We start from the raw sequence: 25,976 nt of genomic DNA, 5'->3' as shown, positions 1-25,976 counted from the left end.
GTCAGCGCGCCACCGTGAACCCCACCGTAGTCAGCCCATCGCGGCTGGCCACGAACACATCGCCGGCATGCAGCACGGCGATGGCCTTGACGATCGACAGGCCCAGGCCATGGTGGCGCTCGCCACGATACTCGCGTGCCTCGTCGACCCGATAGAAGCGCTCGAACAGCAGCGGCAGGTGCTCGGCAGCAATGCCGTCACCTTCGTTCAACACGGCGATGCGTGCCTGCACGCCTTCGGCCTGCAGCTGCACGCGCACCACGCTGCCGGGCCGTGCATGCTGCACCGCGTTGTGCAGCAGGTTGGTCAGGGCGCGCCGGAACAGCGACGGATCGATGCTGGCGGTTGCTTCGCCTTCGATGCGCAGGGTCAGCCCGGCCTCCTCGAACAGGAACTCAAGGAAGTCCCCGGCGGCGGCCACTTCTTCGGCCAGCGCCACCGAGCGGGTGTCCATCGCGATGTCGCCCTGCCCCGCCCGTGACAGGAACAGCATGTCGTTGACGATGGCGCGCAGGCGCTCCAGCTCCTCCAGGTTGGACTGCATCACGTCCTGCAACTCCGCGTTGCCGCGCGGCCGTGACAGGGCCACCTGGGTCTGCCCCATCAGGTTGGCCAGTGGCGTGCGCAGTTCATGCGCCACATCGGCATTGAATGCATCGAGGCGCGTATAGGCTGCTTCCAGGCGGTCCAGTGCGCCGTTGAATGCGCCGGTCAGATGGCCCAGCTCTGCAGGCAGCGCCTGTGCGCCGAGCCGCTGCGACAACCGTTGTGGGCTGAGTGATCGTGCCTCATCCGAGAGCGCGCGCAACGGGGCCAGCCCCAGCCGGGCGATCCAGTAGCCCAGGCCCGCCACCAGCAGCACACCCAGCACGCCGGCGACCCACAGCGCCAAGGCAAAACGCTGCAATGCATGCGTGTAGGGTTCGGAGTCGATGCCGATCCACAGGTCCACCGCCGGCCTCACACCCTTGCCCGGCACCCGTTCGTAGAGCGTGCGCAGCGGATGCCCGCCCTCGCGCTGCAAGGTACCCATGCCAGCGTCGTGGCTGCCGGGCGGCGTCACCTGGGGCCGGGCGCTGCCGATGCGGAAGGCCGGGTCATCACTCCAGGCCCAGACCAGCGTGTCGCGGTCACCGGAAATCAGGTTGCCGACCTTGTCGCGCACCTTGCCCCAGCGTTCGCGGGTATCGCACATGGCCACACTGCCGCTGACCGCGTGCAGCTTGGTCTGCAGCTCGGCGTGCTGGTAGCGCACCACCTGCCGTTCCAGTACGCCGTACACGCCGATGCCCAGCAGGGTGAACACCAGCAGCGCGGCCAGCGCGAACATCGCCGACAGGCGCTGGGCAATCGACCACCTCATCGGCCGTCGCCCTCGTCATCACGCACTTCCAGCACGTAACCCATGCCGCGCACGGTGTGCAGCAGCTTGCTGGGGTACGGGCCGTCGAGCTTGCTGCGCAGCCGCTTGATCGCCACTTCCACCACGTTGGTATTGCTGTCGAAATTGATGTCCCAGACCTGCGCTGCGATCACCGTCTTGGACAGGATCTGCCCGCGCCGCTGTGCGAGCAGGGCCAGCAGCGCGAACTCCTTGCCGGTCAGGTCCAGTCGCGCGCCGTCACGATAGGCGCGGCGCGCCAGCAGGTTGACCTGCAGGTCGCCCACCTGCAGTTCGGTCGGCTCCTGCTGGCGACCGCGCCGGACCAGCGCCTGCAGTCGCGCCAGCAGTTCGATGAACGAGAATGGCTTGACCAGATAGTCATCGGCGCCCTGCCCCAGGCCATGCACGCGGTCGTCCACGCGGTCGCGCGCGGTCAGCATGATCACCGGGGTCTGCTTGCTGCGGCGGAGTTCACGCAGCACGGTGAAGCCATCCATGCCCGGCAGCATCACGTCCAGCACGATCACGTCGTAGTCGAATTCGCGGGCCAGGTGCAGACCGGTCACACCATCGGCAGCAAGGTCCACCGCCCAGCCCTGTTCGCCCAGGCCGGTGCGCAGGTAGTGGGCGGTCTTGCTCTCATCCTCGACGATCAGCAGTTTCATCCGGGCTCCGTCAGTGCGGCGCCGGCCGCTGCCCTGCGCTCGCGTCGGCGCTGCAGGAACAGCCTGTCCAGGGCCAGGTAGATCACCGGGGTACTGTACAGGGTCAGCAACTGGCTGATCAGCAGGCCACCGACCACCGCCACGCCCAGCGGCTGGCGCAGCTCCGAACCGGTACCGAAGCCGATCATCAGCGGGATGGCGCCCAGCAATGCAGCCAGCGTGGTCATCATGATCGGGCGGAAGCGGGTCAGGCACGCCTCATGGATTGCCTGCAGCGGGGTCAGTCCGCGATTGCGCTGGGCATCAAGTGCAAAGTCGACCATCAGGATGCCGTTCTTCTTGACGATGCCGATCAGCAGCACGATGCCGATCAGCGCCATGATCGAGAACTCCAGCCCCCACAGCCACAGCATCAGCACCGCACCGATACCGGCCGAGGGCAGCGTGGACAGGATGGTAAGCGGGTGCACGAAACTCTCGTACAGCACGCCGAGGATGATGTAGACGGCCAGCAAGGCGCCCAGGATCAGCCACGGCTGGCTGGCCAGCGATTCCTGGAAAGCCTGCGCGGTACCCTGGAAGCGCCCGTTGATGTTGGCGGGCATGCCCAGCTGCCGTTGCGCCTGCTCGACCAGCTCCACCGCCTCGCCAAGCGAAACACCGGGCGCCAGATTGAACGACAGGTTTACCGCCGGCAGCATGCCGTTGTGGCTGATCGACAGTGGCCCGTTGCCTGGTGGCTGTACCTGCGCCACTGCCGACAGCGGCACCATCTGCCCGGTCAATGGCGAGCGCAGGTGGAAGTAGGACAGCGCATCGACCTCGCCAAGCAGGCCTGGCGCGATCTCCAGGATCACCCGGTACTGGTTGGTCTCGGTCTGGAACTCGTTGATCTGGCGCTGGCCGAACGCATCATAGAGCACCTGGTCGATATCGTTGGCGGTCAGGCCGAAGCGCGCCGCAGCGGTACGATCGATCTGCAGCCGGGTGACGCTGGCGCCGACCTGCTGGTCATTGGAGACATCACGCAGCTGCGGCAGCCCGCGCAGGCGTTCGGTCAGCTGCTCGGCCCACCGCGACAGCTCGCGGCTGTCCTGGCCGCGCAATGCGTACTGGTACTGCGTACGCGCCGGCCCCGCACCGAGGTTGATGTCCTGCGCGGCACGCATGTACACGGTGATACCCGGCACGCTGGCCATCTTCGCGCGCAGCCGGTCGATGAAGCCGTGCACATCCACGTCGCGGTCGCCACGATCCTTCAGCACGAACCAGAAGCGGCCATTGGACAGGGTCTGGCTGCCGCCGGTGGCGCCCACCGCATGGTTGTAGGCCTGCAGCGCAGGATCCTCGGCGGCGATTTTCGCCAGCTGCTGGTGCTTGGCGGCCATCTCCTCGAAGCCGATGTCCTGCGCCGCTTCAGTGGTTGCGATCACGAACGCGGTGTCCTGCAGTGGAAAGAAGCCCTTGGGTATCGCTACATAGGAAACCACGGCCACCGCCACCGTCACACCGAAGCCGAGCAGCACCAGCCGCTGGTGGCCCAACGCCCACTGCAGGCTGCGGTCATAGCCGGCGAGCAGGCGCCCGGCCAGCGTGTCCTGGCCCTCGCGATGGGCCGGCATGCGCTTCATCAGGTGCGCGGCCATCATCGGCGCCAGCGTCAGCGAGGCCACGATGGAGATCAGGATCGCCACGGTGATGGTCATCGCGAACTCGGCAAACAGGCGCCCGACCACGCCGCCCATGAACAGCAGCGGGATGAACGCTGCGATCAGCGACAGGCTGATCGAAACCACGGTGAAGCCGATCTCCTCGGCACCCTTCAGCGCTGCGTCTACCGGCCCCAGCCCTGCCTCGCGATGGCGGTGGATGTTCTCCACCACCACGATGGCGTCGTCCACCACGAAGCCGACCGCTACCACCAGTGCGACCAGGGTGAGGTTGTTGAGGCTGAAGCCTGCCACGTACATCGCCGCGAAGGTGGCCACCAGCGCCACCACCAGCACCGCGCCGACGATGAGCGTGGCCGAGAGCTGGCGCAGGAACAGCCCCATCACCAGCACCACCAGCACGATGGTCAGCACCAGGGTTACTTCCACTTCGTGCAGCGACGCGCGGATGGTCCGCGTGCGGTCGTTGAGCACCTCCACATCGACGCTGGCCGGCAGGTTGGCGCGCAGCTCCGGCAAGGCGGCCAGCACGGCATCGGTGGTGCGCACGATGTTGGCGCCCGGCTGCCGGCTGATGATCAGGCCCACGCCCGGCTGCCCGTTCGGCCAGGCCTGCACGTAGGCATTCTCGGCACCGTCGACCACCTGCGCGACATCGCCCAGCGTGACCGGCGAACCCTGCCGGTAGGCGACCACCAGCTGGCGGTAGTCCTGGGCATCGAACAGCTGGTCGTTGGCCTCGAAGGTTGACGTGCGCTGTTGGCCCATCAGCGCGCCCTTGGCCTGGTTGAGGCTGGCGTTCTGGGCCACGCCGCGCAGGTCGGACAGGGTCATGCCCATCGCCGCCAGGCGCTCTGGCAGGGCCTGGATGCGGATGGCCGGACGCTGCTGGCCGACGATGTTGACCTCGGACACTCCACTGATCTGGCTGATCGAGCGCGCCAGGCGGCTCTCGGCCAGGTCGCTCAGCTCGGTCATCGACATCTGTGCCGAGACCACGCTGAGCACCAGGATCGGGCTGTCGGCCGGATTGACCTTGCGCCAGGTCGGCAGGTTCGGCAGATCGCTGGGCAGGCGCCCGGCGGCGGCATTGATCGCCGCCTGTACTTCCTGCGCGGCGGTATCGATGTTCTTTTCCAGATCGAACTGCAGGGTGATCGAGGTGCTGCCCAGCGCGCTGGTCGACGTCATTTCGATGATGCCGGGAACGCCGGTCAGCTGCGTTTCCAGCGGCGTGGCCACGGCCGAGGCCATGGTCTCGGCACTGGCGCCTGGCAGGCTGGCATTGACCCGGATGGTCGGGAATTCCGCTTCCGGCAGGGGCGCCACCGGCAACCGCGGCAGCGCGGCCACGCCGAGCAGGATCACCGCCAGGGTCAGCAGCGTGGTAGCCACCGGATGCCTGACGAACCAGCTGGACAACGAGACGCGGGCACTCATGGTGCGGCCCCGGCCTTGGCAACCGCTGCACCGGCTTCGGTGACGACCACGCCCGGGCGCAGGCGTGACTGGCCATCGCGCACGATCACATCACCCACCCGCAGTTCACCCTGGACGGCCACCTGCCCGTTCTCCGTTTCACCGACGGTGACCGGCAGCACCTCGACGCTGCCGTCGCCGACCACGCGGTAGACGAAACTGCCCTCGACGCCGCGCTGGATCGCGGCGGCGTCCACCACCAGTGCACCCGTCGTCTGGCCGATACGTACGCGAACGCTGACCAGCTGCCCGGGCCACAGCCGGTCATCGGCATTGCCGAAGCGGGCACGCAACCGCACCGTGCCGGAGGTCTCGTCGATCTGGTTGTCGATGACCTGCAGGGTGCCTTCAGCCAGGGACTGGCCACCATCACGGTCCAGCGCCTGCACTGCCACGTCGCCGGCCGCCAGCGCCTGCCGTAGTTGCGGCAAGGCATCCTGCGGCAGCGCGAACACCACTGAAATCGGGTCGGTCTGCTGCACCGTCACCAGGCCCTGCGTATCCGTGGCACGCACCAGGTTGCCGGGGTCCACCTGGCGCAGGCCGATGCGACCGTCCATCGGCGCCAGGATACGGGTGTACGACAGCTGCACCTGTGCGGCGTCCACCGCCGACTGGTTTCCACGCCCGGTGGCCTGCAGCTGCTGCACCGTGGCCGCCTGCTGCTCCAGCATCTGCCGCGAGACCAGCTGGCCGGTGGACAGGTGCTGCAGACGCGCCAGGTCCGAGCGCGCGGCATCCAGCGTGGCGCGATCGCGGACCACTGCGGCCTGTGCGCCGCCCAGGTCGGCGCGGATCGCGCGGTCATCGATGCGGGCCAGCAACTGGCCCTTGCGCACCTTCTGGCCTTCCTCGAACAGCACCTCGGTGAGTACCCCATCGACCTGCGGCCGCAGTACGGTGCTCTGCAACGACTGCACCGTGCCCACGCCGCTGCGCCAATGCGCCACATCGCGCTGCTCGACGCGGCCGGTCACCACCGGCACCGGCGCCGGCGCGCTGGCCGGTTGCGCGTCGCCGCGTGACACGCCCTGGAACAGCATCACCAGCGACAACACCACCAGCAGCAGCACGCCCAGGGCCAGGTGGCGGCGACGCGGTCGTGCGGACAGGAAGGGGATTCGCATCTCGGGGGTCCATATCGGTGCCGGCGCGGGGGCTGCGCGGGCCTGACCCCATCCTGGTGGCTGGCCTCCAGCGCCTTGCTGTCGCCTGCCTGACAATTTCGTCAGGTGCCGCTGGCGCACGCATGGGGCGTGCGGGTGAACGGTGGCCCACCGCTGCGCCGCGGCCCGGCCGGTTCTTCGCGGCTCGCTTACAGACCCCGGCCGAAGATCCGGACGTGGCCATCCCCAACCCTGGCCCGCGCCCCCACTCCTGGAGCCTGTCATGACCGGTATTCGCTACCTTCCTGTTGTCCTCGCCATCTCCGCCGGCCTGCTGCTGGGCGCCTGTTCCAGGACCCAGGAGGCAAGCAAGGCCACCGCCGCCGAGGACGTCACCGAAGTGAAGCTGATTCCGCCATATGAGTCGCTGGACAAGGACAAGGACGGCATCGTCACCCTGGCCGAAGTCGATGCGGTCGCGCCGGACTGGGCCGAACGCCTGCATGCCTGCGACACCGACCGTGACAAGACATTGAGCCGTGGCGAATACGACGTGTGCAAGCAGACCACGTCCGCCGCCCATTGATCCGTGGGATCAGCGCGGCGCGGCCGGCGCCTCGCCTGCGTTGGCCGGCAACCAGCCGGCCGCCTGCAGCCAGCTCTCGATCCGCTGCCAGGCATCGGCGGCGGACCGGGCATCGACATCAAAGACCGACTCCTGGCTGGTCAGGTTGCGGCTGAGCAGATGCCCCAGTTGCGGATAGCGCAGCAGCCGGCATTCGGCGTGCGCCACGTCACGTGCAGCACAGAAGCGCTCGGCCACGCGCAGCGGGGTGACGGTGTCCTGCTCTCCCTGGACGATCAGCATCGGCGGCCCGGCGGCACCCGCGTTGGCCACCGGATCCAACCAGCGGCTGTCCTGCCCCTTCATCAGCCGCTTGAACCAGCCGTCGCTGGCGACATCCAGCGCGGGCGACCACAGCACCACCCGTCGCGGACGGGCGCTGTTCTCGCCACAGGCCCCCAGCGCCGCAGCCGCTACCAGCTGGCCGCCGGCGCTCACCCCGTAGCCACCGACACGCGCCGGATCAATGTGTAATCGCCGCGCCTCCGCCGCCGCCCACATGAAAGCAGCGCAGGTATCGCGCTGCGCATCTGCTGGCGTGGATGACGCACCGGACAAGCGGTATTCCACGGCGATGGCGACGATTCCCATCGCCTGCAGCTGGGCCGCCGTGCCTTCCATCCAGGCCGGCTCCCCATGTGCCCAGCCGCCACCATGGAACAGCAGCAGCGCAGCATTGCCGGCAGTCTTCGCTGGACTGTACACATGCACCTTCAGGGCCCGCCCATCGACTTGGCGATAGGTCTCGACGTGTTCGCCCGCATGGGTGATCGCAGCGATGGACAGCAGCAGTACGGCCAACGGCAACGTGTTGCGCAATCGCATGGCACATGCCTCACCGGCAGGGGATGGCGCGAGTATAGGCAACCCTTGGGGCCGGGCTATACCAAGGTATAGCCCGGCTAACCCACGGGCCTCTAGGACTGCCCCATTCAGGGGTGGACAATAGCGCCACTGGCCGGGGCAACCCTGGCCGGCACCCTCCCCTCATGGAGACGCAGATGGACCCCGACCCTGCCGGGCGCACCGCGCGCCCGATGCCCGCAATCCGCCTGTTCCTGGCGCCTGCCCGCCGGTCCCTGCCTGCCTGAGTGACGGGGGATCGCCAGGTGCCGCCTGCCTGGAGATCGCCCCCATGTCCTACAAGATCCTCTACATCACCCTGCGCCGCCTGATCGGCGAGCGCGATGTCGCCGCCCTGCGCAGCCAGCTGCTGCAGCACGGCCCGGTCATGTTTGCCCGTTCGCTGTCGCTCGGTTCGCCACGCGTGGTCGCCGACGCGCTGTCGCTGCTGCCGATCAGCGAGCGCATCAATGTGCTGCGCCATCTGCCCTATCCACTGCGCGATGCGATGAAGCCGCTGTGCATCGGTGGCAGCCAGCGCCTGCACATGCAGCCGTGGTCACCTGCGGTGCTGGCGATGCGCCACGCCTGATCCGTCCCAGCCATTCCGTTCGTGTTCCGGCCCCGGCCGGCTCTGACATTCGAGGAGAGTCCCATGAGCCTGCTCAACGCCTGGTTCAACGCCTTCCTGCGCAGCCGTCGCGCAGGCAACCTGTTCCGCCGCCGTGCAATGCCCGAAGCCGGGTTCGGTACGGGCAGCGCCGAAGCGGCGCCGTTCGCGCTCACCACCGGCCTGGTTACCCTCGCCCAGCAGGAGGAAGCCCAGCTGCTGGCCACGCTGGAGTCGCATGCCGATGGCCTCAGCCCACATGAGGCCGAGGATCGGCTGGCCACGCTCGGTCCCAACGAGGTGGATCACGAAAAGCCGCTGCCGTGGTGGCGTCACCTGTGGCAGTGCTACCGCAATCCGTTCAACCTGCTGCTGACCGTGCTGGCGGCGGTGTCCTGGCTGACCGAGGACCTCAAGGCCACCGTGGTGATCGGTGCAATGGTGCTGCTGTCCACGCTGATCCGTTTCGTGCAGGAAGGCCGCTCCAACCGCGCCGCCGAGCGGCTGAAGGCACTGGTCGGCAATACCGCGCGCGTGCTGCGCAGGAATCCCGGCACCGAGGCCGCCGATGTGGCCGACCAGTATTTCGGTGCGCACCTGCACAGCCGCCGCCCGGCGCGCCTGCTGGACCTGCCGATCCGCGAACTGGTGCCCGGTGACCACATCGTGCTGTCGGCTGGCGACATGATCCCGGCCGATTGCCGCGTGCTGACCGCCAAGGACCTGTTCGTCGCCCAGGCAGCGATGACCGGCGAGTCGCTGCCGGTGGAGAAGTTCGCCCACCCGGGCGACGGCCTGGCCGGCCTGCTGGAACAGCACAACCTGCTGTTCATGGGCACCAATGTGGTCTCCGGCACCGCCACGGCCATCGTGCTGGCCACCGGCAACCGCACCTACTTCGGCACCCTGGCCCAGCGCAGCACCGCCAGCGACCGCACGCCAACCGCGTTCCAGGCCGGCGTCAACAGTGTCAGCTGGCTGCTGATCCGCTTCGCACTGGTGATGGTGCCGTTCGTGCTGCTGATCAATGGCTGGACCAAGGGCGACTGGACCGAGGCGTTCCTGTTCGCGCTGTCGGTGGCGGTGGGCCTGACGCCGGAAATGCTGCCGATGATCGTCACCTCCACCCTGGCCAAGGGTGCGGTGCTGCTGTCGCGGCGCAAGGTGATCGTCAAGCGCCTGGATGCCATCCAGAACTTCGGTGCCATGGAAGTGCTGTGCACCGACAAGACCGGCACGCTCACCCAGGACAAGATCGCGCTGGAACGCCACACCGATGTATTCGGCCACGATTCGGAAGACGTGCTGAAGTTCGCCTACCTCAACAGCCACTTCCAGACCGGGCTGATCAACCTGCTGGACCGCGCGGTGCTGGAGCACGTGGAGCTGCAGAGTTCGCTGCGGCTGTCGCAGGACTACCACAAGGTGGATGAGATCCCGTTCGACTTCGAGCGCCGCCGCATGTCGGTGGTTGTATCCGAGCGCGAGGACCACCACGAGCTGATCTGCAAGGGGGCCGTGGAAGAAATGCTGGCGGTGTGCAGCACCGTGCGCGAGAACGGCCAGGACATGCCGCTGGACGAGCGCCGCCTGGCGCGCGTGCGGCAGACCACCGAGGAACTGAACGAACAGGGCCTGCGTGTCGTGGCGGTGGCGATGAAGGAGACCGCCGCCACCCAGACCACCTATTCGCAGGCCGACGAGTGCGGCTTGACCCTGGTCGGCTACGTGGCCTTCCTCGACCCGCCGAAGGAATCGGCCGCGCAGGCGCTGCAGGCGCTGGCCGCACATGGTGTGGAAGTGAAGGTATTCACCGGTGACAACGAACTGGTGACCGCCCGCGTCTGCGCACAGGTGGGCCTGGACGCCGACACCATCCTGACCGGCCCGCAGATCGAGCGCATGGATGACGGCGCACTGTCGCGGGCGCTGCACCACCACCGCGTGTTCGCCCGCCTGACGCCACTGCACAAGGAGCGGCTGGTGCGGGAGCTGCGCGCGCAGGGCAAGGTGGTCGGCTTCCTCGGCGACGGCATCAATGATGCACCCGCGCTGCGCGCGGCCGATATCGGCATCAGCGTGGACAGTGCGGTGGACATCGCCAAGGAGGCCGCCGACATCATCCTGCTGGAGAAGAACCTGATGGTGCTGGAGGAAGGCGTCATCCAGGGCCGGCGCACGTTCAACAACATGCTGAAGTACATCCGCATGACCGCCAGCTCCAACTTCGGCAACGTGTTCTCGGTGCTGGTGGCCTCGGCCTTCCTGCCGTTCCTGCCGATGCTGCCGCTGCAGCTGCTGGTGCAGAACCTGCTGTACGACATCTCGCAGATCGCCATTCCGTTCGACAACGTGGACGAGGAGCTGGTGCGCAGGCCGCTGAAGTGGAACCCGGCGGACATCGGCCGCTTCATGGTGTTCTTCGGGCCGATCAGCTCGATCTTCGACCTGACCTGTTTCGCGCTGATGTGGTACGTGTTCGACGCACGCACGCCGGCCGACCAGGGCCTGTTCCAGTCCGGCTGGTTCGTGGTCGGCCTGCTGACCCAGACCCTGATCGTGCACATGATCCGCACGCCGAAAGTACCGTTCCTGCAGAGCATCGCCGCGCCGCCACTGCTGGTGATGACCGGCCTGATCATGGCCATCGGCGTGGCCCTGCCGATGAGCCCGCTGGCCGGCTACTTCAAGCTGCAGGCACTGCCGGTTGGCTATTGGCCGTTCCTGGTGGCGATCCTGTTCGGCTATGCGGTGCTGACCACCGCGCTGAAGAAGCTCTACATCCGCCGTTACGGCTGGCAGTAAGCGCCCGCCGCTCTGTCCAGGGAGAAGCACAATGGACATCAACCCGAACCTGCCGGCGTTCAACGCCGGCGCCACGCTCAGCTCGCTGATCAGCCTGTCGGTGGCGTTCGTGCTGGGCACGATCATCGGCCTGGAGCGGCAGCTGCGCCAGCGCACCGCTGGCCTGCGCACCAATACGCTGGTGGCGGTGGGTGCGGCGGTGTTCGTCGATCTGGCAGTGCGCTTCCATGACCTGTATGGCGGCCCACCGTCGCCGCTGCATGTGGTTGCCTATGTGATCTCCGGCGTCGGCTTTCTCGGCGCTGGCGCGATCATGAAGGACGGCGCCCAGGTGTCCGGCCTGAACACCGCCGCCACGCTGTGGGGGTCGGCGGCGGTGGGGGCGTGTGCCGGCATCAAGCTGTTGCCCGAAGCGGTGATGGCTGCGGTGTTCGTGCTGGCCGCCAACACCCTGCTGCGGCCGGTGGTGAACCGCATCCAGCGGCAGCCGCTGCCGGAGGCATTCAGCGAGGCGACCTATGCGATCAACGTGGTCTGCCAGCGCGAGCAGCAGGCCGAGGTGCTGGACCAGTTGTTGCTGCTGCTTGAGCAGGCGCAGTACCCGGTGCGCGCGGTGGACCAGCGCCCGTTTGGCGAGCGTGACGTGGAAATCGAAGCGATGCTGTATGCCACCACCGTCGATGCCGGCGAACTGGATGCCGTACTGGCGACGCTGGCGGCCACGCCCGGGGTACTGCAGGGATTCTGGAACGCCAGCCTGGAGGAGTAGTGCCGGCCGCTGGCCGGCAACCTCATGCCCCCCCGGAAGCACCGTGCATCGCTTTGGTGGGTGCCGACCGTTGGTCGGCACAAACCCTCATCGCCCCCGCCATTCAATTGCTGTGCCGACCAACGGTCGGCACCTACCAGGAATCGGCATCCACCGATGGCGGCTTTGCTATCCTTTCCACCCACGCCAGGGAGCCGTCCCGATGCCATCGCTGTCGCCCCGCCGCCCCCTGGTGCTGCTGGCCCTGATCGTCGTGATGGCGGCGATCTTCCTGATCGATACCGTCACCGATTACGCGGTTGCCGCTGCCTGCTTCTACGCGGCGGTCATTCTCGCGGCCTCGCGCGTGCTGAGCGCGCGCGGACTGATCACCCTGGCCATCGCCTGCATCGCGCTGACCGGGCTGAGCTTCTTCCTGACCCGCTTTGGCACCTACCGCATCGGCCTGGTCAACTCGGTCATCGGCATGCTGGTAATTGGCATCACCACCTACCTCGCGCTGAACATGGAAGCGGCCAAGGCCGCCGTGCAGGAAGCACAGGGCTGCCTGCTGCGGGTGGCGCGCGCCTCCACCGTGGGCGAGCTCACCACCTCCATCGCCCATGAAGTGAACCAGCCGCTGGCGGCCATCGCCAGCAGCGCCGAAGCCTGCCAGCGCTGGCTCGCACAGGACCCTCCGAACGTGGACAAGGCACGGCAGACCGTGGCCCGCATCCTGGCCGATGCGCACCGCGCCGGCGACGTGATCGCGCGCATCCGCGGCCTGACCCAGGGCGCGGCACCGGAACGACACGCCTTCGATCTGAACCAGGCGGTGGAGGAAATGCTGGCGCTGTCGCGCAGCGAGCTGGACCAGCATGGCGTTGCCGTGGCGCTGTTGCTGGACGCCGACCTGCCGCCGGTACAAGCCGATCGCGTGCAGGTGCAGCAGGTGATCGGCAACCTGATCCTCAATGCGGTGGATGCAATGGAAGCCGTGCCCGCAGCCGACCGGCGCCTGTCACTGCTGACCCGGCGTGATGGCCAGCGGGTCAGCCTCAGCGTGCGCGACCGGGGCGTCGGCCTGCCGGCTGATCATCCCGAGCGGGTCTTCGATGCGTTCTGGACCACCAAGTCGCACGGGTTGGGGCTCGGCCTCAGCCTCAGCCGCTCGATGATCGAGGCCAACGACGGCCAGATCCGCGCCGAACGGCCGGCGGGCGGCGGTGCCTGCTTCGTCTTCGACCTGCCCGTTGCCACGGACCCCCGCCATGCGTAAGCCCACTGCCCCGCCCGTCGATCCGGCACCCATCGTCTACGTGGTCGACGATGACCCGTCGGTGCGCGCGGCGCTGGAAGACCTGCTGGCCTCCATGGGCCTGCAGGTGCGGGCCTTCGCCTCGGCGCAGGCCTTCCTCGAGCACGAGCTGGAAGACGCGCCGGCCTGCCTGGTGCTGGATGTGCGCATGCCAGGCCAGAGTGGCCTCGAATTCCATCGTGCAATGGGCAGCCACGGCCTGCAGCTGCCGGTGGTGTTCATCACCGGCCACGGCGACATCGCGATGGGCGTCAACGCGATCAAGGATGGCGCCATCGAGTTCCTGACCAAGCCCTTCCGCGACCAGGAGCTGCTCGATGCCATCCACAAGGGCATCGAGATCGACCGCGAGCGCCGCCGCGAGGGCGACGTGCTGGGTGCTCTGCAGCTGCGCTGGGATTCACTGAGCGCCGGCGAGCGCGAGGTGGTCGACGGTGTGGTACGCGGCCGCCTCAACAAGCAGATTGCCAGTGACCTCGGGGTCAGCGAGATCACGGTGAAGGTGCGCCGCGCACAGGTGATGCGCAAGATGGGCGCACGCACCCTGGTTGACCTGGTACGCATGTACGACCGCCTGCAGGCGGGTACGGCATGAACGTCCACACCGCATTGCTGCGCGCGGTCAACGCCGGCGCGCGTTCATGACAGTGGATCCCCGCTAGGGGCCTTCCGGCAGGCTGTAGACCAGCCGGTAGTCATGGCGCCCCTCGCTGATGGTGATCTCCAGCGTGCCGGCCAGGCCCAGCAGCCCGTCGCTGCCGGAATCGGGCACCACCACCACGCTCAGCTGCGGCGTGCCGCGGGTCATCAGCCCGTTGTGCTGCAGGGTGAACCCGCCCTGGCGCCCGGCCAGTGTGGCCGTCACCCGCTCCATCGCCACGTAACCGGCCGAGCCCTGCACCGGCGTGCGGAAGGCCAGCATCTGGCCGACGCTGCTGCCCTGCAGGTCGCCCGCGAAGGTCTTGTTGATCGACATCACCGCGATCGGGCCGTCATTGCCACCGATCGGTCGCAGATCCACTTCGAACGTACCGTGTGCTTCACCCTGCATCCTGCCCTCCCGTCTGATGGTCGAACGTTGCTACTTTTTCGTGGCCAGCACGATCACCCCGGCCAGCACCAGGCCGATGCCGCTCCACTCCCGCAGGCTGGGCCGCTCGCCCAGCAGAAGATAGGCCAGCACGATCACCAGCACCACGCTGAACTTGTCCACCACCGCCACCTTGGCCAGCTCACCGCTCTGCAGCGCGCGGAAGTAGAACAGCCATGAGGCACCGGTCGCCAGCGCCGACAGCACCAGGAACAGCTGGGTACGCCCCGGCAGCAGCAACGGGTTGGACCATTTGCCGGTGAGCACCACCAGTGGCAGGATCACCGCAGCCACCACCAGGGTGCGGATGGCCATGGCCAGGTCCGAGTCGACGCCCCTGACGCCAACCTTGGCGAACAGCGCGGTCAGCGCCGCGAACACGGCTGACAGTCCGGCCCAGATCAACCACTGCGGTACGTTCTGCACGAAGCCCTCGCTTGCCGGAAGGATGAGCGTGCGCCAACGCTACTCCACCCTGCCATCGGTGGGGCTTCACCTGACCATCACCGCCGTTACAATGGGGAAGGAATCGCCAGGGGGGCGATCTGCAAGGAATGCGCCGTGCGTGAACAGGACACCACCTTCGCCCGTACCGGGCCCGCTGCCCCCGACCGGGCCCGCCTGCCGTGCAGCGCACGGCTGCCGCTCCCCATCCCCTTCGTTACGCAGCAACCTGCCCGTTCCGCGCGGCAGGTTCCTCATCGCTTGCCCTGACCGGAGCCGTCGAAATGTCCGAGAACACCCTCCTTGCCACGCCGGCCGCTACCGCGCCGATCAAGTACCTCGACCGCGCCATGGCCACGCTGCGCAGCCTGGGCCTGGCCGCTCCCCAGGACAACAACGCACCGGCCATCGCGCTGGTTTCGCAGCTGTCCACCCTCGACCAGGGCCGCGTGGTGGCCATTGCCCGCGTGCTGCAGCAGTCCGGCCATTTCAATGCCGTGATGCGTGATGAAATCAGCTCGGCCAAGGTGTCCGACCGCTATACCGAGATCATCCACGCCTTCGACAGCATCCGTGACGACGCCAGCACCATGGTCGAACAGGTGCGCGACGGCAAAATCGATATGGGCGAGCGCCTGCAGAACCTGTGGATGAAGGTCACCCGCGGCGACATCCCGAGCCGGTTCGAGAAGATCCGCCGTACGTTCCTGGAGGTCAGCCGCGATTCGGCCGAGCAGCTGCAGCGCGAATCGCGCGTGCTGGAGATGTACGGCGACTTTCGCCTGTCGATCAAGGATGCCGAGATCCAGGCGCATGAACTGTTGAAACTGCAGGAGCAGGTGCTGGCCGATGCACGCGAGTCGCTGAAGCAGGCGCAGCAGCGCGTGGAGTCGGCCGACCCGGCCGCCGATGCCGCCGACACCGGCCGCCTGGTAATGGCCCGTGATGAGGCCCTGCGCAACAGCCAGGCCGAGGAGTCGCGCTACCAGCTGGCCAAGGACCTGGCCGAGAACCTGCAGGTGAACTACGCCACGTCCGAGGCGATCATGCTGCGCGTGCACCAGTCGCACGAGGTCAAGCGCCGCGTCAACGAGCGCTCGGTGGTGTTCTTCTCCACCAATGAAACCAGCTTCACCGCCTTGAACCTGGCGTTCACCACGCAGATGGGGCTGCACGAATCCACGCAGGCGCTCAATGCGATGACCGAGGGCACTTCCAAGGGCCTGGAAGCGGTGGCCAACATCGGCGACGAAGTGCTGCACGAGGGCCTGAAGGCCGGCTACGGAGCGACCATCGGCGTCGATTCGGTGCGCAAGCTGGTCGATGCGGTGGTGCGCTTCCAGGAAACCTCGCTGCAGGAAATCGAGCAGCTGCGCGGCCAGGCCACCCGCGACTCGGCGGAGATCGCCGAGTATGTCGAACAGGGCAAGCAGCGTTTCGCCGCCCTGCTGCAGGCGCCGCCGAGCCCGGAGCCGCGCTGAAGTGAGTGCGACGATGGCCCCTGGCGAGCTGCAGGATGCGCTGCTGACCATGGATGTGGTCGACCAGCTGCGTTACCGCAATGCAGAAATGAAGGCGCTGGCCGACAGCGGCCATGACAAGGCGACGCTGAAGCAGCGCCTGCTTGAGCTGTACCGCTCGCAGGGCATCGAGGTCTCCGACCAGATCCTCGAGGCCGGCATCCAGGCACAGCGTGAGCAGCGCTACCTCTACACTGCGCCGCGTGGCTGGAAGGCGTGGCTGGCGCGGCGCTGGATCGACCGCAGCCGTCTGCTGAAGTGGGCGCTGGCGGCAGCCCTGGTGCTGCTTGTGCTGGGTGTTGTGCTGGTGATGGCGCGCAGCTTCGGCGCGTTCGTGCACGAGAGCAACGTGCAGAAGAACGTGCAGGTACTGAACGACAAGGTCGCCGCGCAGCAACAGGAGGCTGCAGCAGCGCGCGCGCTTCTGGCCGGGCAGGAACAGGCCCTGCAGGGGCTGCTGCCACGTGCCACCGCCAGCGGCGAACGCCTGCAGGCGCTGACCGGAGGCGCACGGGCCGCGCTGGAAGAAGCGCAGCGGCGCTTCGCCGAGGTTCCCGCCGCGATGGCAGCGCTGCCGACCCTCGTGCGCAAGGACAAGCTCACCCGGCTCAGCAGCGGTGGCAGCGCCACCGGCGAGCAGGCGGCCGCGCAGGTGGAACAGCACCGGCAGGCGGCCGCGCAGCTGCTGGCGAAGGCCAGGGAGGCCCTGCCGCCGCTGACCGAGCGGGTGAACACCCTCGGCCAGGCCATCGAGGCCAGCGAGCTGCTGGATACCACCAACACCGCTGCAAAGGCGGCACGCCTCGCGCCGGATGCCGAGCAGCTGCGCGCACGCGCCTACACCGGCGGTGACGTCGCACTGCGCGCGGGCGACCTGGCCGCAGCCAGCCAGGCGGTAGCGACCCTGAAGGAACTGATCGGCAGCGCCGACAAGCTGGCCGCGCTCAACGAGCGGCTGGCCCAGCTCAAGGCCGATGGCCTCGCCACCGGGGTCGCCGGCGAAGACCGCAAGCGCTTCGAGCGTGCGCTGGAGCAGGCCGCACGCCTGATCCGGGTCGAGACGCTGGCCGAAGCCGGGCCGGCCATGGACGAGGTCGGCCAGCTGGTGGGGATGCTGTCGCAGACCCTGGTCTACCGCATCGTCAACCGCGACGATGAGCGCACCGGCGTCTGGCGCTACAACGAAAAGGCCAACGGTGGCCGCAACTACTACCTGGTGACCGAAGCACTGGACGAGACCGGCAAGCCCGCCCGGATCACCATCCGCAACGAGGAAACCGGCAAGGATGAACAGGTCTCGGTATTTGCCGTACGTGTGCCCGAGGCCACCTACAACCGGGTTGCCGCCGACAAGCAGGACAACGGCATCATCGAGGACGACCAGATCGGCAGCAAACCGCGCGGCAGCCTGTCGCCGCGCTTCCGCATGCCCACCACCGGCGGCTACATCACCGAATGGTGATGGGTAAGGAACTGACATGAGAGAGCTGAACGACGCCATTGCCGATGTCGAAACCGATATCGGCGGGGTGCAGGCACAACTGACCGCGCATGGCGACCGGTGCCGGGAGCTGATCAAGGATCAGGAGGCGCTGCACGGGCAGGTCCGCGAGGACTTCAATGCACTGGCCCGCCTGCAGGCCGAGGCCGCCACCGATTCACCACCGCTGGTGGCCCAGGACCTGCTGCAGCAGTCCAGCGCCGACCTGCAGCGCCGTGATCGCAAAGCGGCGGTGCTGGCCGACGAGCTGCAGGCGCTGCTGGACATCGAGCAGTCGCTGCAGCAGCGGTCGCAGGAGGCCGTTGCCGCACGCGATACCGCCGGCGGACAGTGGCAGGCCCTGCAGAACCAGGTGGACACCACGCTGGAAGCGGAACCCTCCTACAGGGCGCTGCAGGACGACCTGCAGCTGGCCGTGGCGCGCGCCGACACCGTCGAGCGCATGGCCGCCTCCGCGCAGTCGGAGCATGACGCCAAGGCCGGTGCCTATCAGGCCGACCCGATCTTCATGTACCTGCACCGGCGCAGCTTCGGCAGCACGGCCTACCGCGGCTGGCCGCTGGTGCGCACCGTCGATGGCTGGCTGGCCGAGCTGTGCGGCTTCGACCGTGCGCGTCGCGAATACGCCACGCTGGTCGAGCTTCCGCCCTATCTGCAGGAACATGCCGCACGGGCCCGCGACGACGTCGAGGCTGCCCGCCAGCCGCTACAGCAGGCCCGTGACGCCGCCCTCGCCCAGGCCGGTGGCGACCCGCTGCGCCAGCAGCTGCAGGCGGCACAGGGCGCAGTAGCGCAGGCGCTGTTGGCCGAGCAGCTGCATCGGCAGACCGTGGATGCCAAGCAGGCACAGATCGACGGCTTCCGCAGCTGGACCGATGCCGAAGGCGGCGCGCTGCTCACCGCGCTGGCGCGCACGCTGTCGGCCAAGAGCATGGACGACCTGTACCGCCGCGTCGCTGCCACCAGCTCCGGCGAGGACGATGCCGTGCTCGAGCGCATCCATGGCAGTCGCCTGCGCCTGGGCGAGATCGATGGCATGGTGGCTGAGCACACCCGTGAGATGGCCGTACTGAAGAAGCGCCTGGACGACCTGCAGGCTGCGCGCAGGAGCTACCAGGCGGCGGCTGACATCGAACGCCAGGCCTACGAGGCGCCGAGCTACCGGGCCGCCGCCCCGGCTGCGGTGGCCGCGTCCTTCTTCAGTGCCACCAGCAGCAGCCGGCGCACAACGCGCTCTTCCGGCGGCCTGTTCGACTGGGGGTCGTCGAGCAGTTCCAGCAGCTCAGGTTCGCGCTCCAGCCCACGCTCGAGTTCCAGCTCCAGCTCCAGCTCCAGCTCCAGCAGCGGCAGCAGCTTCCACAGCGGCGGCGGCATCAGCGGTGGCGGCGGCTTCAAGACCGGCGGCGGGTTCTAGCCCCGCAACTGCTGGGTGCGCCGCTTCAGGCGCGTATCCAGCAGCCCTACGCCCAGCAGCACCAGGCTGGTCAGCCATCCGGCGGCCAGCAGCTGCATGTGCGGCAGCAGCAGGCCCAGCACCAGCAGTGCCACCGCGCCCAGCAGGTGCGAGCGTGGCGCGCGGCCATAGACCACGCGCTTGTAGAGGGCGCTGCCCAGCAGGTAGATCAGCGGGCCCGCCACCATCACGGTGGCGTACACCCCGGTGACGGCTGCGTCCGGATGATCCATGACCAGATCGTTGCCCACCGCCGTGGCGATGATGCCGGCGATCAGCAGTGCATGTACGTAATGGAAGTTGGCACCCATCCGGCCAGGATCGTCGGAATGGGTGATCGCGGCGGTGGCGTCGCGGCTGGAGATGCCGAAGTACAGCCACCACATCGCCAGCGTGCCGGCGAAGGTGGCCAGCACCGCCGACACCACCTCCAGGCTCCAGTACCCGACTTCGCTGAGCACGCCCCCGGTCGCCAGCAACGTCTCACCCAGTGCGACGATGACGAACAGCTGGCAGCGCTCGGCCAGGTGCCCGCCTTCGATGGTCCAGTCGCGGGTATGCGACCGCCCCATGCCCGGGAACGCGAAGCCGAACATCGGCGAGATGTACTCGCAGGCCACCGCTGTTGCCCACAGCGCCAGACGGAGGTTGCCCTCGGCCGCCGCACCCGCCAGCCAGAAACAGGCCGACACGCAGACCCAGGCCAGCATGCGGCGGAAATTGGCTGCCAGCGGGTGGCTGCGGCCCACTTCCAGCAGCACGAAGGCGGTGCGTCCCACCTGCATTGCCACGTATGCGCCGGCGAAGACCCACGCACGGTCGGCAAATGCCTCGGGAATGGAGGAGGACATCAGCAGCGCCAGCAGCATGGTGGCGAACATCAGGCCACGGATGCGCGGCGCCTCCGGGTCGAACCAGTTGCTGACCCAGCATGCGTACTGCCAACCGAGCCAGACCGCGAACCACAGCACCAGGGCCTGCAGCACGCCGGCCAGGTCAAGGTGATGCAGCAGATGGTGGCTGAGCTGGGTGACCGCGAATACGTAGACCAGATCGAAGAACAGTTCTTCGTAGGTGACACGGGCATGGTGGCCGTCGCGGTGGCGCAGGGCGGGCAGACGCATCGAACGTTTCCTCGGCGGGTGGGTGCAGGCTGGCCGGCGCCGATTCTGCACTCCAGGCGATGAGCGTGGTTTCACCTTCCAGGCGCAGCGAACCATCAGGCCGTGGTGCGCGACATGGCAAACGCGAACAGTTCCCATTAGTATTGCGTCACTCCGCAGCGGCGCTCCTGCGCCGCCACGCCTTCCCGCCCCTGTTGCCCTCCGGATGTCCCAGCAGCCTTCCACCCCACCGCCCGCGTTGCCGCTGGTGTCCTCGCTGGTGCGCCACTACGAAGAGCTGGTGGATTACCTGCATCGCCGCTTCCGCTCGCCGGGACTGGCCCGTGAGGTGGTGCACGACGTCTGCGTGCGCCTGCTGGAACGCCCGGTCGCTCACGATGCACGGCAGCCGGTCGCGCTGCTGCGCCGGATCGCCCACGACGCGGCGGTGGACCGCTGCCGCGCCGAAGACCTGCGCCGGCACTGGGTGGAGCCGCGCACCGAACTGCCCGAGGGCACCTGCCCGCGCCCCGGGCCGGAGCAGCAGGCGCAAGGCGTGCAGGCGCTGCAACGCCTGAGCAGCACCATCGAGCGCATGCCCTGCCGACGCCAGCAGGTCTTCATCCTGCACAAGATCCATGAGCTGCCACAGGCCGAGGTCGCGCAGCGGATGGGCATCGGCCTGAAGGCTGTGGAACGCCACCTGCGCCTGGCAATGGCCGACTGCCGCCTGCCCGCAAGGCTGCCATGAGCCGCGCGCCCTATCCCGCTGGACCGCAGCCGCCACCGACCTCCACCGAGCAGGTGCTGGAGCAGCACCGCGATGCCTTGAAGCAACGCTTCCCGATGCCCGGCCCTGAGCTGCTGCAGCGAAAGCGTGGCGGCCGCCCGGTCAAGGCCCTGCTGCCGGTGTTGCTGGTGGCGGCCGGCGCCCTGCTGCTGATCGACCCGGCCTGGCAGGTGCGCGACTACCAGACCGCCGTCGGCGAACGCCGCACTGTCACCCTGCCCGATGGCAGCCGGATGCTGCTTGATGCCGGCACCCACCTGCAGGTGCGCCGGCACCTGCGCTCGCGGCAGGTGCTGCTGGCACGCGGCCAGGCGCGTTTCCAGGTACAGCACTCGGCGTGGCGCCCCTTCCAGGTCGATGCCGGCCCGGTACATGTGCGCAATTACGGCACCGTATTCGATGTGGACCGCCAGGGCGATCTCAGCGAGGTGACCCTGTGGCGCGGCGAGGTGGGCGTGCGCGTCGACGGCAGCGAGGCCGAGCAACGCCTGAAGCCGGGCCAGCGCCTGCTGGCCCAGGCAGGTTCGCTGTCTCCCCCTGAAGCGGTCAGCCCGGACCGCGCCGACTGGACCACCGGGCGGCTGCAGTTCGATCGGCTGCCGCTGTCGGAAGTGCTGCGCATCCTGCAGCGTTACCACGACCGCCCGATCGTGCTGGATGACCCGGCATTGGGCCCGTTGCTGGTCTCGGGCGTGTTCGATGCCGATCGCGCCGAGACCGCCGTGGCACTGCTGCCGGAGATCCTGCCGGTACAGCTGCAGACCGCCGCCGACGGCAGCCTGCATCTGCGCGCACGCGATTGATCGGCGCCACGAGGGTGGGTTGCGCGCCCTCCCATCCGGCAGGTGCTTGAACCCCTCCGAAGGACCCTCGCATGATCCGCCCTGTTCCGCCTGCCGCGCTGCGCCGGTTGGCCCCTACCCTGCTCGCCACCTGCCTGTGCGCGGCGCTGCCCGTCGCCGCGCAGGCGTCCGCACCGACCGCGGTGGAATTCCACCTGCCGGCGGGCTCCCTGCAGGCCTCGCTCAACGCGCTGGCCCGGCAAAGTGGCATCCAGCTGCTGTTCGCCGCTGACAGCGTCAGCGGGCGCAGCGCGCCGGCACTGGACGGCCGTTACACCCCGCGCGAGGCCTTGCAACACCTGTTGGCCGGCCAAGGCCTGGCACTGCAGGAGCGCTCGCCGGGCGTCTTCGTGCTGAGCGCCGCCGCACCGGCGCAGGCCAAGGTGGCATCGCCTGCGCGCCCCGCGCCGCAGGCCGCAGCCACCTCGCTGGCCCGCGTCACGGTCTCGGCGTCCACCGCGCGCATGGCGCAGGGCGAGACCGCCATGCCCAACACCATCACCGTGCTGACCCGCGAGGACATCGTGCAGCAGCTGGCGCTGGGCTCGGATGTCTCGCGCGTGCTGTCGTCACAGATCCCGGCCTTTGCGCCCGCCCGCGAGAAGATGTCCAACTACGGCGAGAGCATGCGCGGGCGCGGCATCCTGTACATGGTCGATGGCGTGCCGCAGTCCACGCCGCTGCGCGATGGCTCGCGTGACTCGCACACCATCGACCCGGCGATGATCGAACGCATCGAAGTCATCCACGGCGCCAACGCCCTGCAGGGCATTGGCGGTACCGGCGGTATCGTCAACATCATCACCCGCAGCGCGCCCAGCGAACCGGGCGCGTTCCTGTTCGACAGCAACCTCAGCTACAGCAGCGCCCTGCCTCGCCGCCACGACGACAACGGCCAGCGCGCTTCGGCGCTGGTGGGCATGCGTGGCGAGCAGTTCGACCTGGTCGCGGGCCTGGCCTACGAGCGCCAGGGCCTGTTCCATGACGGCGAGGGACGCTCGATCGGTACCAACGCGCAGGGCGAGCTGATGGATTCGACGTCGTCGAACGTGTTCGCCAAGCTTGGCTGGAACCTGGCCGAAGGCCATCGCCTGCAGTTGATGGCCAACCGCTACGAACTGCGCGGGCTGGACAACTACCTGGCGGTGAACGGCGACTTCCGCAGCGGCCGCCCCACCCTTTCGGTGCCCGGCGACACGCCGCTGGAGCCGCCGATGAACCGCTCGCGCTCGCTGACCGTGGACTACAGCGCTGCCGACCTGCTCGGTGGCCGCTTCCAGGCACAGGCATTTGCGGTCGACTTCGAAGGCCGCTATGGCGCCAGCCAGTGGGACCCATGGGGCAACACCGGCGCCAGCGCTGCCTGGGACCAGACCCAGAACGAATCGGACAAGCGCGGCTTCAAGCTGACCCAGAGCTGGAGCCGCATCGCCGGCACCTCGCTGGATGTGACCCTGGGCCTGGACGGCCTGCGTGATCGTACCCACCAGGTACTGCTGGCCAGCGGCATGAACTGGGTGCCGTTGACCACCTATCAGAGCCTGTCGCCGCTGCTGCAGCTGCACTGGTGGCCGACCGACCACCTGATGCTGTCCGGCGGCCTGCGCTACGAAAAGGGCGAGCTGGAGGTAGGCGACTACACCACGCTGCCGCGCTATGGCGCACGCAACGTGGCCGGCGGCAAGCCGACCATGAGCGAAACCCTGCCCAACTTCGGCGCGGTCTGGTACATCAACGATCGCCTCAACGCCTACGCCTCCTACTCGGAGGGTTACACCGTGGCCGATGTCGGCCGCGTACTGCGTGCGATCAACCGCGACGGCCAGCGCGTGGACAGCCTGGTGGACCTGTCGCCGGTGGTGTCGGACAACCGCGAGATCGGCCTGGAGTATGACGATGGCCGCTTCAGCGGCGATATCGCCTACTACACCTCCGAGTCCAAACTCGGCTCGGTGCTGGTCTACGATGCGGGCATCGATGCCTACAACGTGCAGCGCCAGGCCACCCGCGTGGAGGGTTTCGAGGGCAATCTGCGCCTGCAGCTGGGCAACAGCCGGCTGGGCCTGGGCTATGCGCGCGCCAACGGTCGCTACGACGCCAACGTTGATGGCCGCCTGGACAGCGACCTGGCCGGCGTCAACATCGCACCGAACCGGCTGACCGCGTTCTGGGAACAGAACTGGACACCGCAGCTGAGCACCCGGCTGCAGGCCAGCCACGCCTTCGACCGTGACTTCGATCAGCAGGGCACGCGGGTGGCCGAGTTCAAGGGTTACACCACGCTGGATCTGGTCGCGCGTTATACGCTGGACAAGCATGCCTTCACGCTGGGCGTGCAGAACCTGGCCAACAAGCAGTACATCAGCTACTACTCGCAGACCACGCCGTCGAACCCGAGCTACTTCTCCGGCCGCGGCCGGGTGCTGACGCTGGGATGGCAGTACCGGTATTGAGCCATGGCCCCCTTATGGGAGCCATGAAATCTATGCGCAACGTGATGAAGGAGGCCCATGCTAGTTTCTGGGCCTCCTTCAAACGGACGTGAACCATGCGCTTCTCCCTGCTCGCCTTCGCCCTGGCCGCAGCACTCCCGATCACCCACGCCAGCGCGGCCGAAGCGCCGTTGCCACAGCTGCGGGCCTACACCGTGGACAGCGCGTGGCTGCAGCCGATGGCACCGCTGCAGATCGCCGACCACACCTGGCAGATCGGCACCGAGCAGCTGACCGCGCTGCTGGTGCAGACCGCCGACGGCGCGGTGCTGCTGGACGGCGGCATGCCGCAGATGGCCAGCCACCTCATCAACAACATGAAGGTGCGCGGCGTGTCACCGCAGGATCTGCGATTGATCCTGCTCAGCCATGCGCACGCCGACCATGCAGGCCCGGTGGCGGAACTGAAGCGTCGTACCGGTGCGAAGGTGGTGGCCAACGCCGAATCGTCGGTGCTGCTGGCGCGCGGCGGCAGCAACGACCTGCACTTTGGCGACGACATCACCTATCCGCCGGCCAGCGCCGACCGCATCATCATGGATGGCGAAGTGGTCACGCTGGGTGGGATCGCGTTCACCGCGCACTTCATGCCCGGGCACACCCCGGGCAGCACTGCCTGGACCTGGACCGATACCCGCGATGGCAAGCCGGTGCGCATCGCCTACGCCGACAGCCTGAGTGCACCGGGCTACCAGCTGCAGGGCAACGTCCGCTATCCCCGCCTGGTCGAGGACTACCGGCGCAGCTTCACTACGGTGCGCGGCCTGCCCTGCGACCTGTTGCTGACTCCGCATCCGGGTGCCAGCAACTGGAACTATGCCGCTGGCAGCAAGGCCAGCGACAAGGCCCTGACCTGCAAGGCCTATGCGGATGCAGCCGAGAAGAAATTCGATGCGCAGCTGGCCAGGGAAGCCACCGGAGGGCGCTGATCCTGTAGCGCCGGGCCGATGCTCGGCTTGTCGGCCAAAAGCAGCCGAGCGTGGGCTCGACTCTACAGCCCGTGCTGGGCGAAGGGTTCGGTACGGCCAGGTGCCGCTGATCCTGTAGAGCCGAGCCGATGCTCGGCGTGTCGGCCAAGAGCAGCCGAGCGTGGGCTCGGCTCTACAGTAAAAGCACTACGGCCAGGTGCCGCTGATCCTGTAGAGCCGAGCCGATGCTCGGCTTGTCGGCCAAATACAGCCGAGCGTGGGCTCGGCTCTACAGTAAAAGCACTACGGCCAGGTGCCGCTGATCCTGTAGAGCCGAGCCGATGCTCGGCGTGTCGGCCAAAAGCAGCCGAGCGTGGGCTCGGCTCTACAGTAAAAGCACTACGGCCAGGTGCCGCTGATCCTGTAGCGCCGAGCCGATGCTCGGTGTGTCGGCCAAAAGCAGCCGAGCGTGGGCTCGGCTCTACAGTAAAAGCACTACGGCCAGGTGCCGCTGATCCTGTAGAGCCGAGCCGATGCTCGGCGTGTCGCCCAAAAGCAGCCGAGCGTGGGCTCGGCTCTA

Annotated in this window: 21 protein-coding genes; 13 read left to right on the top strand and 8 right to left on the bottom strand. The window is 68.0% G+C overall.

Features of this window, described 5'->3' with window-relative positions; all coding sequences use genetic code 11:
- Position 1 precedes the first annotated feature (1 nt).
- Genes B9Y64_RS12235 through B9Y64_RS12220 form a run of 4 tightly spaced genes read right to left on the bottom strand, consistent with a single transcriptional unit; the run spans position 2 to position 6,325 of the window.
- A complete protein-coding gene (locus B9Y64_RS12235) occupies positions 2–1,363 on the bottom strand; it encodes a heavy metal sensor histidine kinase (RefSeq protein ID WP_100440942.1) in 1,362 nt (453 codons plus the stop codon).
- Positions 1,360–2,049, bottom strand: coding sequence for a heavy metal response regulator transcription factor (locus B9Y64_RS12230; protein ID WP_100440941.1), 690 nt, complete (start codon positions 2,047–2,049; stop codon positions 1,360–1,362). Before B9Y64_RS12230 ends, B9Y64_RS12235 begins: the two co-directional genes overlap by 4 nt.
- Positions 2,046–5,159, bottom strand: a complete 3,114-nt coding sequence (locus tag B9Y64_RS12225) for a multidrug efflux RND transporter permease subunit (protein ID WP_100440940.1) — start codon at positions 5,157–5,159, stop codon at positions 2,046–2,048. The genes B9Y64_RS12230 and B9Y64_RS12225 overlap by 4 nt, the downstream gene beginning before the upstream one ends.
- Positions 5,156–6,325 (bottom strand): efflux RND transporter periplasmic adaptor subunit, encoded by a 1,170-nt coding sequence (locus tag B9Y64_RS12220; protein WP_100440939.1) that lies wholly within the window; start codon positions 6,323–6,325, stop codon positions 5,156–5,158. Before B9Y64_RS12220 ends, B9Y64_RS12225 begins: the two co-directional genes overlap by 4 nt.
- Before the next feature lie 262 nt (positions 6,326–6,587).
- Between B9Y64_RS12220 and B9Y64_RS12215 the strand changes: the two genes are divergently transcribed.
- On the top strand, positions 6,588–6,890 hold the full coding sequence (locus B9Y64_RS12215) for a hypothetical protein (protein ID WP_100440938.1): 303 nt from the start codon (positions 6,588–6,590) through the stop codon (positions 6,888–6,890).
- Between the two features lie 9 nt (positions 6,891–6,899).
- Here B9Y64_RS12215 and B9Y64_RS12210 read toward each other — a convergent pair whose 3' ends face one another.
- The gene (locus B9Y64_RS12210; RefSeq protein WP_100440937.1) at positions 6,900–7,754 is read right to left on the bottom strand and encodes an alpha/beta hydrolase; all 855 of its coding nucleotides are present in this window, start codon (positions 7,752–7,754) and stop codon (positions 6,900–6,902) included.
- A 310-nt stretch (positions 7,755–8,064) separates the two neighbouring features.
- Between B9Y64_RS12210 and B9Y64_RS12205 the strand changes: the two genes are divergently transcribed.
- The 5 genes from B9Y64_RS12205 to B9Y64_RS12185 all read left to right on the top strand — a co-directional run bounded on the left by B9Y64_RS12205 (position 8,065) and on the right by B9Y64_RS12185 (position 13,848).
- Positions 8,065–8,364, top strand: coding sequence for a hypothetical protein (locus tag B9Y64_RS12205; protein WP_006447714.1), 300 nt, complete (start codon positions 8,065–8,067; stop codon positions 8,362–8,364).
- A 63-nt stretch (positions 8,365–8,427) separates the two neighbouring features.
- Positions 8,428–11,187, top strand: a complete 2,760-nt coding sequence (gene mgtA, locus B9Y64_RS12200) for a magnesium-translocating P-type ATPase (protein ID WP_100440936.1) — start codon at positions 8,428–8,430, stop codon at positions 11,185–11,187.
- A 31-nt stretch (positions 11,188–11,218) separates the two neighbouring features.
- Complete coding sequence (locus tag B9Y64_RS12195; RefSeq protein ID WP_100440935.1) at positions 11,219–11,956, top strand: MgtC/SapB family protein; 738 nt, start codon at positions 11,219–11,221, stop codon at positions 11,954–11,956.
- A 202-nt stretch (positions 11,957–12,158) separates the two neighbouring features.
- Entirely contained in the window at positions 12,159–13,214 is a 1,056-nt protein-coding gene (locus B9Y64_RS12190) for a sensor histidine kinase (protein ID WP_100440934.1), read from the top strand.
- Positions 13,207–13,848 (top strand): response regulator transcription factor, encoded by a 642-nt coding sequence (locus B9Y64_RS12185; protein ID WP_100440933.1) that lies wholly within the window; start codon positions 13,207–13,209, stop codon positions 13,846–13,848. Before B9Y64_RS12190 ends, B9Y64_RS12185 begins: the two co-directional genes overlap by 8 nt.
- Positions 13,849–13,911: 63 nt before the next feature.
- Here the strand turns inward: B9Y64_RS12185 and B9Y64_RS12180 are convergent, their stop codons facing one another.
- Positions 13,912–14,304: a DUF3224 domain-containing protein gene (locus B9Y64_RS12180; protein ID WP_100440932.1), complete on the bottom strand. Its 393-nt coding sequence runs from the start codon at positions 14,302–14,304 to the stop codon at positions 13,912–13,914.
- A 30-nt stretch (positions 14,305–14,334) separates the two neighbouring features.
- On the bottom strand, positions 14,335–14,769 hold the full coding sequence (locus B9Y64_RS12175) for an EamA family transporter (RefSeq protein ID WP_100440931.1): 435 nt from the start codon (positions 14,767–14,769) through the stop codon (positions 14,335–14,337).
- A 302-nt stretch (positions 14,770–15,071) separates the two neighbouring features.
- Between B9Y64_RS12175 and B9Y64_RS12170 the strand changes: the two genes are divergently transcribed.
- Genes B9Y64_RS12170 through B9Y64_RS12160 form a run of 3 tightly spaced genes read left to right on the top strand, consistent with a single transcriptional unit; the run spans position 15,072 to position 19,222 of the window.
- Entirely contained in the window at positions 15,072–16,268 is a 1,197-nt protein-coding gene (locus tag B9Y64_RS12170) for a cell surface protein (protein ID WP_100440930.1), read from the top strand.
- Position 16,269: 1 nt separating this feature from the next.
- A complete protein-coding gene (locus tag B9Y64_RS12165; RefSeq protein ID WP_238379892.1) occupies positions 16,270–17,769 on the top strand; it encodes a DUF6384 family protein in 1,500 nt (499 codons plus the stop codon).
- 16 nt (positions 17,770–17,785) lie between these two features.
- Positions 17,786–19,222 carry a hypothetical protein gene (locus tag B9Y64_RS12160; RefSeq protein WP_100440928.1) on the top strand — a complete coding sequence of 479 codons (1,437 nt, stop codon included), beginning with the start codon at positions 17,786–17,788 and terminating at the stop codon, positions 19,220–19,222.
- On the opposite strand, the gene B9Y64_RS12155 is transcribed toward B9Y64_RS12160, so the two are convergent.
- Complete coding sequence (locus B9Y64_RS12155) at positions 19,219–20,385, bottom strand: low temperature requirement protein A (RefSeq protein ID WP_100440927.1); 1,167 nt, start codon at positions 20,383–20,385, stop codon at positions 19,219–19,221. The genes B9Y64_RS12160 and B9Y64_RS12155 overlap by 4 nt on opposite strands.
- A 205-nt stretch (positions 20,386–20,590) precedes the next feature.
- On the opposite strand from B9Y64_RS12155, the gene B9Y64_RS12150 reads away from it, so the two are divergent.
- The 4 genes from B9Y64_RS12150 to blaL1 all read left to right on the top strand — a co-directional run bounded on the left by B9Y64_RS12150 (position 20,591) and on the right by blaL1 (position 25,417).
- Positions 20,591–21,115, top strand: a complete 525-nt coding sequence (locus tag B9Y64_RS12150) for an RNA polymerase sigma factor (RefSeq protein ID WP_100440926.1) — start codon at positions 20,591–20,593, stop codon at positions 21,113–21,115.
- Positions 21,112–21,957 carry a FecR family protein gene (locus tag B9Y64_RS12145; protein ID WP_100440925.1) on the top strand — a complete coding sequence of 282 codons (846 nt, stop codon included), beginning with the start codon at positions 21,112–21,114 and terminating at the stop codon, positions 21,955–21,957. The genes B9Y64_RS12150 and B9Y64_RS12145 overlap by 4 nt, the downstream gene beginning before the upstream one ends.
- Positions 21,958–22,028: 71 nt before the next feature.
- Positions 22,029–24,449 (top strand): TonB-dependent receptor domain-containing protein, encoded by a 2,421-nt coding sequence (locus tag B9Y64_RS12140; RefSeq protein WP_100440924.1) that lies wholly within the window; start codon positions 22,029–22,031, stop codon positions 24,447–24,449.
- A gap of 95 nt (positions 24,450–24,544) precedes the next feature.
- Positions 24,545–25,417, top strand: a complete 873-nt coding sequence (gene blaL1 / locus B9Y64_RS12135) for a L1 family subclass B3 metallo-beta-lactamase (protein WP_100440923.1) — start codon at positions 24,545–24,547, stop codon at positions 25,415–25,417.
- Positions 25,418–25,976 lie beyond the last annotated feature (559 nt).

It is taken from the genome of Stenotrophomonas maltophilia (assembly GCF_002799245.1).
Lineage (GTDB): Bacteria > Pseudomonadota > Gammaproteobacteria > Xanthomonadales > Xanthomonadaceae > Stenotrophomonas > Stenotrophomonas maltophilia_S.
Note: the sequence above shows the minus strand (reverse complement) of the source record. Positions and strands in the feature narration are given on the sequence as shown.

Bases quoted from the DNA above. Each gene is read 5' to 3' on its own strand.
- B9Y64_RS12235 (WP_100440942.1), bottom strand. From the start codon at position 1,363: ATGAGGTGGTCGATTGCCCAGCGCCTGTCGGCGATGTTCGCGCTGGCC.
- B9Y64_RS12230 (WP_100440941.1), bottom strand. From the start codon at position 2,049: ATGAAACTGCTGATCGTCGAGGATGAGAGCAAGACCGCCCACTACCTG.
- B9Y64_RS12225 (WP_100440940.1), bottom strand. From the start codon at position 5,159: ATGAGTGCCCGCGTCTCGTTGTCCAGCTGGTTCGTCAGGCATCCGGTG.
- B9Y64_RS12220 (WP_100440939.1), bottom strand. From the start codon at position 6,325: ATGCGAATCCCCTTCCTGTCCGCACGACCGCGTCGCCGCCACCTGGCC.
- B9Y64_RS12215 (WP_100440938.1), top strand. From the start codon at position 6,588: ATGACCGGTATTCGCTACCTTCCTGTTGTCCTCGCCATCTCCGCCGGC.
- B9Y64_RS12210 (WP_100440937.1), bottom strand. From the start codon at position 7,754: ATGCGATTGCGCAACACGTTGCCGTTGGCCGTACTGCTGCTGTCCATC.
- B9Y64_RS12205 (WP_006447714.1), top strand. From the start codon at position 8,065: ATGTCCTACAAGATCCTCTACATCACCCTGCGCCGCCTGATCGGCGAG.
- mgtA (WP_100440936.1), top strand. From the start codon at position 8,428: ATGAGCCTGCTCAACGCCTGGTTCAACGCCTTCCTGCGCAGCCGTCGC.
- B9Y64_RS12195 (WP_100440935.1), top strand. From the start codon at position 11,219: ATGGACATCAACCCGAACCTGCCGGCGTTCAACGCCGGCGCCACGCTC.
- B9Y64_RS12190 (WP_100440934.1), top strand. From the start codon at position 12,159: ATGCCATCGCTGTCGCCCCGCCGCCCCCTGGTGCTGCTGGCCCTGATC.
- B9Y64_RS12185 (WP_100440933.1), top strand. From the start codon at position 13,207: ATGCGTAAGCCCACTGCCCCGCCCGTCGATCCGGCACCCATCGTCTAC.
- B9Y64_RS12180 (WP_100440932.1), bottom strand. From the start codon at position 14,304: ATGCAGGGTGAAGCACACGGTACGTTCGAAGTGGATCTGCGACCGATC.
- B9Y64_RS12170 (WP_100440930.1), top strand. From the start codon at position 15,072: ATGTCCGAGAACACCCTCCTTGCCACGCCGGCCGCTACCGCGCCGATC.
- B9Y64_RS12160 (WP_100440928.1), top strand. From the start codon at position 17,786: ATGAGAGAGCTGAACGACGCCATTGCCGATGTCGAAACCGATATCGGC.
- B9Y64_RS12155 (WP_100440927.1), bottom strand. From the start codon at position 20,385: ATGCGTCTGCCCGCCCTGCGCCACCGCGACGGCCACCATGCCCGTGTC.
- B9Y64_RS12150 (WP_100440926.1), top strand. From the start codon at position 20,591: ATGTCCCAGCAGCCTTCCACCCCACCGCCCGCGTTGCCGCTGGTGTCC.
- B9Y64_RS12145 (WP_100440925.1), top strand. From the start codon at position 21,112: ATGAGCCGCGCGCCCTATCCCGCTGGACCGCAGCCGCCACCGACCTCC.
- B9Y64_RS12140 (WP_100440924.1), top strand. From the start codon at position 22,029: ATGATCCGCCCTGTTCCGCCTGCCGCGCTGCGCCGGTTGGCCCCTACC.
- blaL1 (WP_100440923.1), top strand. From the start codon at position 24,545: ATGCGCTTCTCCCTGCTCGCCTTCGCCCTGGCCGCAGCACTCCCGATC.